Annotated in this window: 6 protein-coding genes; 4 read left to right on the top strand and 2 right to left on the bottom strand. The window is 58.6% G+C overall.

What is annotated here, in order from left to right; all coding sequences use genetic code 11:
* Positions 1–172 (bottom strand): 30S ribosomal protein S2 (rpsB, locus tag ACIQVE_RS23150; RefSeq protein ID WP_402812677.1); only part of this gene is annotated, 172 nt, incomplete at its 3' end.
* Positions 173–545: 373 nt separating this feature from the next.
* On the opposite strand from rpsB, the gene map reads away from it, so the two are divergent.
* The 4 genes from map to ACIQVE_RS23130 all read left to right on the top strand — a co-directional run bounded on the left by map (position 546) and on the right by ACIQVE_RS23130 (position 6,407).
* Complete coding sequence (map, locus tag ACIQVE_RS23145) at positions 546–1,328, top strand: type I methionyl aminopeptidase (protein WP_402812668.1); 783 nt, start codon at positions 546–548, stop codon at positions 1,326–1,328.
* A gap of 40 nt (positions 1,329–1,368) precedes the next feature.
* Entirely contained in the window at positions 1,369–4,071 is a 2,703-nt protein-coding gene (locus tag ACIQVE_RS23140) for a [protein-PII] uridylyltransferase (RefSeq protein ID WP_402812666.1), read from the top strand.
* Positions 4,072–4,114: 43 nt separating this feature from the next.
* On the top strand, positions 4,115–5,314 hold the full coding sequence (gene dapC, locus ACIQVE_RS23135; protein ID WP_402812664.1) for a succinyldiaminopimelate transaminase: 1,200 nt from the start codon (positions 4,115–4,117) through the stop codon (positions 5,312–5,314).
* Positions 5,315–5,684: 370 nt separating this feature from the next.
* Positions 5,685–6,407: a M12 family metallopeptidase gene (locus ACIQVE_RS23130; protein WP_402812661.1), complete on the top strand. Its 723-nt coding sequence runs from the start codon at positions 5,685–5,687 to the stop codon at positions 6,405–6,407.
* Here ACIQVE_RS23130 and ACIQVE_RS23125 read toward each other — a convergent pair.
* Positions 6,400–8,031, bottom strand: a complete 1,632-nt coding sequence (locus ACIQVE_RS23125) for a Na+/H+ antiporter (protein ID WP_402812659.1) — start codon at positions 8,029–8,031, stop codon at positions 6,400–6,402. The two genes, ACIQVE_RS23130 and ACIQVE_RS23125, sit on opposite strands and share 8 nt — an antisense overlap.
* Positions 8,032–8,256: the final 225 nt, after the last annotated feature.

Here is an 8,256-nt window from a genome sequence, read left to right as displayed (position 1 = left end):
CTCCGAAAGTCAGAGCTTCGTTGAACATTGGCAGGGTTTTTTCAAGGTTGATGATGTGAATCTTGTTACGCGCGCCGAAAATGTATTTACCCATTTTCGGGTTCCAGTAACGGGTTTGGTGACCGAAGTGCACACCGGCCTTCAGCATATCGCGCATATTGACTTGGGACATGATAGTTCCTTAATAAGTCGGGTTTGGCCTCCACGTATCCCAATGACCAACCAGTGGCATAAAGCCAAAAGCACCCAGGTCATCGTGTCGACACGTGTGTGGATTTAAGCCTTTCGGGGTATCCCCGGAAAGCGGCGCATTTTATATCACAGGGAGGGCAGAAACGGAACCTGAAATCTGCAATCGCACCAAGGACATGGGCGCAGCCCCCTTGGAATCGGCGCCGCGGGCACCATTGTATAGACAGAAGCGATACACGCAGACGCGGATTTGCTCCTTTCGTCTGTTAGAATCGCGTTTTTCAGGGTCGCAAAACGCACACCTGCCACCCGATCCGTATCAGCAAGCGCCGCCGAGCGCAAAGAGAGCCTGTATGACCGTCAACCTCAAAACTCCCGAGGACATCGCTGGCATGCGTGTCGCCGGCAAACTGGCCGCCGATGTGCTGGAAATGATTGCCGAACACGTCAAACCGGGCATTACCACCGATCAACTGAACCAGATTTGCCACGACTATATTGTCGACGTGCAGCAGGCCATCCCTGCCCCGCTCAACTACAAGGGCTACCCGAAGTCGATCTGCACCTCGATCAACCATGTGGTCTGCCACGGCATCCCGAATGACAAACCGCTGAAAAACGGCGACACCCTGAACATTGACGTCACCGTGATCAAAGACGGTTACCACGGCGATACCAGCCGTATGTTCCACGTCGGCGAAGTACCAGTCTGGGCCGAGCGCCTGTCGCAGATCACCCAGGAATGCATGTACAAGGCGATCGAGATCGTCAAGCCTGGCTGCCGCCTCGGTGACATCGGCGAAGTCATTCAGAAACACGCCGAAAAGAATGGTTTCTCGGTGGTTCGCGAATTCTGTGGCCACGGCATCGGCAAGGTGTTCCACGAAGAACCGCAGATCCTGCACTACGGCCGCGCTGGCACGGGTATGGAGTTGAAGGCCGGCATGACCTTCACCATCGAGCCGATGATCAACCAGGGCAAGGCCGACACCAAAGTTTTGGGCGATGGCTGGACCGCGATCACCAAGGACCGCAAGCTCTCGGCCCAATGGGAACACACCCTGCTGGTCACCGACACCGGCTACGAGATCTTCACCCTGCGTGCCGATGACACCATTCCACGCATCTCGGCCTGATCCACAAACGCTCCCAGCCTTATAGAAGGAAAGCCAATCGATGCCGCAGGTGGATCCCGAACTCTTCGACCGTGGCCAGTTCCAGGCGGAACTGGCCCTGAAAGCGAGCCCCATCGCTGCATTCAAGAAGGCGATTCGCCAGGCTCGCGAGGTGCTCGACGCACGTTTTCGCAGCGGTCGTGATATTCGTCGGCTGATCGAAGACCGTGCCTGGTTCGTCGACAACATCCTGCAAAAGGCTTGGGAGCAGTTCAACTGGAGCGAAGACGCGGACATCGCGCTGGTCGCGGTCGGCGGCTACGGCCGGGGGGAATTGCACCCCTATTCGGATATCGATTTGCTGATCCTGCTGGACAGCGCCGATCACGAAGTTTTCCGCGATTCCATCGAGCGTTTTCTCACGTTGCTGTGGGACATCGGCCTGGAAGTCGGTCAGAGCGTTCGCTCGGTGGATGAGTGCGCCGAAGAGGCGCGCGCCGACCTGACCGTGGTCACCAACCTCATGGAGAGCCGCACTATCAGCGGTCCCGAGCGTTTACGCCAACGCATGCTCGACGTCACCAGTACCGCGCACATGTGGCCGGCCAAGGAGTTTTTCCTGGCCAAACGCACCGAGCAGAAGGCGCGCCACCACAAGTACAACGACACCGAATACAACCTGGAACCCAACGTCAAAGGCTCGCCCGGCGGTCTGCGGGATATTCAGACGATTCTGTGGGTTGCCCGTCGTCAGTACGGCACGCTGAATTTGCGTGCCCTCGCCGGCGAAGGCTTTTTGGTGGAAAGCGAAAATGCATTGCTCGCCTCCTCCCAGGAATTCCTCTGGAAAGTGCGCTACGCCCTGCACATGCTGGCCGGTCGGTCCGAAGACCGCCTGCTGTTCGATCATCAGCGTTCGATTGCGACGTTGCTGGGTTTCGAAGGCGATGATGCCAAGCACAGCATCGAAAACTTCATGCAGCAGTATTACCGGGTGGTCATGAGCATCGCCCAGCTTAGCGACCTGATCATCCAGCACTTCGAGGAAGTCATCCTCGCGCCGGAAGACGAAGCGCCGCCGCAGCCAATCAACTCGCGCTTCCAGCTACATGACGGCTACATCGAAGCGCGCAACGACAATGTGTTCCGCCGCACCCCATTCGCCATGCTCGAGATATTCGTGCTGATGGCCCAGCAGCCGGAAATCAAAGGCGTGCGCGCCGACACCATCCGTCTGCTGCGCGAGCATCGTCACCTGATCGACGACGATTTCCGCAACGACATCCGCAACACCAGCCTGTTTATCGAGCTGTTCAAATGCAAGATTGGCATCCATCGCAATCTGCGACGGATGAACCGCTACGGCATTCTCGGGCGCTACCTGCCGGAGTTCGGTTTTATCGTCGGGCAGATGCAGCACGACCTGTTCCACATCTATACGGTCGATGCACACACGCTGAACCTGATCAAACACCTGCGTAAGTTGCAGTACACCCAGGTGTCGGAAAAATTCCCGCTGGCCAGCAAGCTCATGGCCAAGCTGCCGAAACCCGAGCTGATTTATCTTGCCGGCCTGTATCACGACATCGGTAAGGGCCGGCATGGCGATCACTCGGAGATCGGCGCGATCGATGCCGAGGCGTTCTGCCAGCGCCATCAGTTGCCGGTGTGGGATAGCCGCCTGATTGTCTGGCTGGTGCAGAACCACCTGGTGATGTCGACCACCGCCCAGCGCAAGGACTTGTCCGACCCGCAGGTGATCCACGATTTCGCGCAGGCCGTCGGCGATGAAACCCGTCTCGACTATCTGTACGTGCTGACCGTGGCCGACATCAACGCGACCAACCCGACGCTGTGGAACTCCTGGCGCGCCAGCCTGTTGCGCCAGCTCTACACCGAGACCAAACGCGCCTTGCGGCGCGGCCTGGAGAACCCAGTGGATCGCGAAGAGCAGATCCGCCAGACCCAAAGCGCAGCTCTCGACATCCTCGTACGCGGCGGCACCGACCCGGACGACGTCGAACAATTGTGGGCGCAACTGGGCGACGACTATTTCCTGCGCCACACCGCCGGCGACGTGGCCTGGCACAGCGATGCGATCCTCCAGCAACCCGTCGATGGCGGGCCGCTGGTGTTGATCAAGGAAACCACCCAGCGCGAGTTCGAGGGCGGCACGCAGATCTTCATTTATGCGCCGGATCAGCACGACTTCTTCGCGGTGACCGTGGCGGCCATGGATCAGCTCAACCTGAACATTCACGACGCCCGGGTTATCACGTCGAGCAGCCAGTTCACCCTCGACACCTACATCGTGCTCGACAACGATGGCGAGTCCATCGGCGACAACCCTGCGCGGATCAAGCAGATCCGCGACGGTTTGACCGACGCCCTGCGCAATCCGGACGACTACCCGACGATCATTCAGCGCAGAGTGCCGCGCCAGCTCAAGCATTTCGCGTTTGCGCCGCAGGTCACGATCCACAACGACGCGCAACGCCCGGTCACCGTACTGGAATTGACCGCACCGGACCGACCGGGCCTGCTGGCGCGGATCGGCGGAATCTTTCTGGAGTTCGACCTGTCGCTGCAAAACGCCAAGATTGCAACGCTGGGCGAACGAGTGGAGGACGTGTTCTTCATCACTGACGCGAAAAACCAGCCTTTGTCCGATCCGCTGCTGTGCAGCCGTTTGCAGGATGCGATTGTCGAGCAGTTGAGCGTCAACCATGAACCCGATATCAATCTTTCGCGTATCAGTATTTGAATGCGCGACCTGATTTAACCGCTTTGCACGAGACCCCGCACCGATGAACAACGCTCTGAACCAGCTCCAGCCCTACCCGTTCGAGAAGCTCCGCGCACTGCTCGGCACCGTGACCCCGAACCCGGACAAGCGCCCGATTGCGCTGTCCATCGGTGAGCCGAAACACCGTTCGCCAAGCTTCGTCGCCGAGGCGCTGGCAAACAATCTGGATCAGATGGCGGTGTATCCGACCACACTCGGCATCCCGGCCCTGCGCGAAGCCATCGCAGGTTGGTGCGAACGCCGCTTCGGCGTGCCGAGCGGTTGGATCGATCCGGTTCGTAACGTGCTACCGGTCAATGGCACCCGTGAAGCGCTGTTCGCTTTCACCCAAACCGTGGTTAACCGTGGCGACGATGCACTGGTGGTCAGCCCGAACCCGTTCTATCAGATCTACGAAGGTGCGGCGTTCCTGGCCGGCGCCAAGCCGCACTACCTGCCCTGCCTGGACGATAACGGCTTCAATCCGGATTTCGACGCTGTTTCAGCGGACATCTGGAAGCGCTGCCAGATCCTGTTCCTGTGCTCGCCAGGCAACCCGACCGGCGCGCTGATTCCGGTCGATACCCTGAAAAAACTGATTGCCTTGGCAGATGAACACGACTTCGTGATCGCCGCCGACGAGTGCTACAGCGAGCTGTACTTCGACGAGCAAACACCGCCGCCGGGACTGCTCAGCGCGTGCGTCGAACTGGGCCGCAAGGATTTCAAACGCTGCGTGGTGTTCCATAGCCTGTCCAAGCGCTCGAACCTGCCCGGTTTGCGTTCCGGCTTCGTCGCCGGCGATGCCGAGATCCTCAAAGGGTTCCTGCTGTATCGCACCTATCACGGCTGCGCGATGCCGGTTCAGACCCAACTGGCCAGCGTTGCCGCATGGAATGACGAAGAGCATGTACGCGCCAACCGCGCCTTGTACCGCGAGAAGTTCGACGCGGTGCTGGAAATCCTCAGCCCGGTAATGGACGTGCAGCGTCCCGATGGCAGCTTTTATTTGTGGCCAAACGTGAAAGGTGACGATGCGGCATTTTGCCGGGACCTGTTTGCCGAAGAACACGTGACCGTGGTGCCAGGTTCGTATTTGTCCCGCGAAGTGGATGGCGTCAATCCGGGTGCTGGCCGGGTACGGATGGCGCTGGTTGCACCACTTGCCGAATGCGTTGAGGCGGCACAGCGGATCCGCGCGTTCATTAATCGCCAACAGTAATCAGTCGCCCGCACCGGGCAATCCGGTGCGGGCATTAACCGAAGTGCAATCAGCATTTCCAACGTGCGCACCTACTTATCATCCTTGCTCGATCTAACTTGCACCCGTGACTTTGGCCACTCCAAAGTAACGTTAACCGGAAACACTTTCCTCTTTCACTGGAATGTTCCTGCTGACACTTCAGGTCACTCAAGAGCGGCTGAATGCACCCTCTCCACGCCTTGGACCGAACAACGCTCGGGATTTGCAGTGCATAAAGTTACAACCGAAAAAACCCGATAAATCAAAACCCCATTATGCTCAATGCCGGCTTATCTCCGACGTCCACTGGATCGAAGAAGAGTATTTACAATCAATAAGGATATTGAGCATGCACAACTACAACTTCGTAAGAACGGCCCAACCGAAGGGTAACTCCGAGCACTTCGCGGACGACAGTAAACGTATGTCAGGAGCGCGTCGAAAACGCTCAGTCGGTTACACAACCAAGTTCTGGGAGAATGCCAGCACTATCACGTTCTCTTTCATGCAGGATTTGCCTGACGTCCTGAAATACCGAATCGAACGAGGCATCCGGCAGTGGGAACCCTTCGTCAGTCTCGCCTTTGAATTGGTTGAGAACACTCCTGGGGCGATCCGGATCGCCCTGCAAGGCACGGACAGTTACTCGTTTATAGGGACAGACGCATTGAGAGAGGATGTGGACGTACCAACAATGGTTCTGGGCCTCGCCCCGGACGCTCTGAATTTCGACCAGACGGTCCAGCACGAATTTGGCCATGCCTTGGGCTTCCATCATGCCCATTTGCATCCGCAGGCTAACATCCCCTGGAACAAGGAGGCGGCCTATGACTATTTGGCTAAGCACCATGGCTGGAAAAGGGAGGACGTAGACAGCAACCTTTTCGATCTTGAATTGCCGCATGCTGCCGTCTTTGGCGATTACGACAAAGACTCCATCATGCACTACCCAACCACCGACCTGATCTATGGCGATCAGGCGGTTGGCCTCAACTTGACGCTCAGTGCTGGGGACAAAACGTTTGCCAGAAAAACTTACCCTGCCCTCAACTATGGGCAGTCGCCTATCTGACTTGTCCGAGGTTCGCTTCGCTCAGATCCAGATCCGCCAATACTTCCCTGAGTACGTCGTCGCCGATCTGGTGCAGACGGCTCAGGTTGTACAGTTCAAGGCGCTGCGCCCGCAGCGCTTTGAGGCGCAAGCGGCGTTCCAATAGATCCATCTGGAACGCCAGCGCCTGGGCTTCCGCCGAATCGTTGAACACGTCCAGTTGATGGCGGTATTCGGACATGATCCGCGCCTTCAGTTCTGCCGCTAGCGCAGCTTGCGCGGCGTCCTGCGGGTTGGCCTCTTCGGTTTCGAGCGCATGAATCGCGGCCTCGGCAGTCTTGCGCCAGGCATCGCGAACTTCCTGACGACGCTTGTCGTCAGGGCTTTTTTCGATGCCGCGCAGCAACAGCGGCAAGGCGATGCACGCTGACACCAACGACAACAGAATCACCCCGGCAGCAATGAAGATCAGCAGGTCACGCTCGGGAAACGCGTCCGCCCCCATCAACATCGGCACAGACATCACACCCGCCAGTGTCACTGCGCCGCGCACGCCGCCGACGGTCAGTAGCCAGCAGGATCGCGCGGTCGGCACTTGCGTCAGAGCACCTTTACCGCGCAAACGCCGCAACAACACCGACAAGCGCCAGATGCTCTGCACCCAGATGAACCGCAGCAGCACCAGCGCGAGGAAAATCGCCAACACATCAAGACAGCGATAAAACAGCGTCGGCCACAGCGTTGGCTCATGGCTGACCACCGCTTTGATGATGTCCGGCAATTGCAGACCGAGCAGGAGGAAAATCAAGCCGTTGAAGGCGAACTCCAGCAGCGACCAAACGCTGCGATTGAGCAATCGCGTGCTGGTCTGGCGCGGCAGCAGATCGAGCCAGCTCTGCATCATCCCCGCCGCCACTGCCGAGAGAATGCCCGAGGCTCCAAGGCGTTCGGCCAACACATAAGCCGCAAACGGCAGCAACAACATGAAGACGACGTGGGTCGCCGGATCATCCCATCCGCGAGCGATCATCCACGACCGCAAACGCCCGACCAGCCAGCTCAACGCAACACCGATGGCCAAACCGCCGAGCGCTACCAACACGAATGTCACACTGGCGTTGGCCAGCGAGAACACGCCCGTCACCGCAGCGGCCAAGGCGAATTTGAACGTCACCAGACCCGACGCATCGTTCATCAGCGCTTCGCCTTGCAGCATGTGCATCAACGGCGTTGGCAGGCGATTTTGCGAAATGGCTGAAACGGCCACGGCGTCCGTTGGCGACAGCACCGCCGCCAGCGCGAAAGCCACCGGCAGTGGAATCGCCGGCAACAACCAATGAATGAAGTACCCGGCGCCGACCACTGTAAACAGCACCAGCCCGACAGCCAGTGTCAGGATCGGCCCGCGCAGGCGCCACAGCTCACGCTTGGGCATGCGCCAGCCATCGGAAAACAGCAGCGGCGGCAGGAACAGAAACAGAAACAGTTCGGGATCCAGCGCCACGTGCAGACCGAGGGTCGGCCAAGCCAGCAGGGCGCCAGCGGCGATTTGCACAAGAGGCAGCGGCAGCGGGATTACCCGTCCGACCAGACGCGACACGCTGACCAGCATCAGCAAGATCAGGACAGTGTAGGCGGTTTGCATAAAACGGAAATCTCAGACAATCGACAGCGTTGAACTGCCATATTAGCTGTTTAGGCTGCGCCTGACCGTTGCACCTATGTCGCACGCAGTCTTGAATGTCCCTGACCTCCTGTGGGAGCGAGCTTGCTCGCGAATGCGTCTGGTCGTTCAACAATGATGTCGACTGACCCGGCCTATTCGCGAGCAAGCTCGCTCCCACAGGTTTTGCGCTTTAACCGAAGGGTC

Source organism: Pseudomonas sp. NPDC098747 (assembly GCF_044760045.1).
Lineage (GTDB): Bacteria > Pseudomonadota > Gammaproteobacteria > Pseudomonadales > Pseudomonadaceae > Aquipseudomonas.
The sequence above is the reverse complement of the archived record's forward strand: the minus strand, read 5'-3'. Positions and strand labels throughout refer to the sequence as shown.